The following is a 539-nucleotide window of genomic DNA, read 5'->3' as shown; positions in this document are numbered from 1 at the left end:
GCATTACTTAACTAAACCGTTCAATTTTAATTTTTTGAATAAGGTGTTAAACTGTATTTGATTGTACGTTTGGCTAATGTGGGGACATTTGATAATCGTACAATTTTTGATTCATTATCAGATAATGAATCGTTTTTAATAGTCGATTTATACAAGCGATGACGGCAGTCTTATGAGATTTCTCATTTGGCTGCTTTCTTAGTTTGTAATAATAATCGACGACATGATTATCGTAGTTACGCTGGCCTCGGATAATATTCATCACTATCCAAAATAATAATTGTCTAGCTTTTTTATTTCCCCGCTTATTAATTGTATCCTTATAATGAGTGTTACCAGATTGATATCGTTTGATATCAATACCTACATAAGCATTTAATTGTTTATTTGTTTTAAAGTGAGTAATATCTCCTAATTCTCCGATTAACATAGCTGCTGTTAATTCTCCAATACCAGGAATAGATTGTATAATTTCGTAACACTTTAGTTCTTGTGCTAAATTAATCATTTCTTTATCTAATTGAGATAACTGTTCTATA

Annotated in this window: 1 protein-coding gene; it reads right to left on the bottom strand. The window is 29.9% G+C overall.

Annotation, left to right across the window (positions count from 1 at the left end; translation table 11 throughout):
* Positions 1 to 73 precede the first annotated feature (73 nt).
* A partial coding sequence (locus SBL15_RS12960; RefSeq protein WP_317956233.1) for a transposase occupies positions 74 to 539 on the bottom strand: 466 nt, incomplete at its 5' end.

The organism is Staphylococcus sp. NWU MKU2, assembly GCF_033283605.1.
Classification (GTDB): Bacteria; Bacillota; Bacilli; order Staphylococcales; family Staphylococcaceae; genus Staphylococcus; species Staphylococcus haemolyticus.
This window is presented reverse-complemented; position numbering and strand designations above follow the sequence as displayed.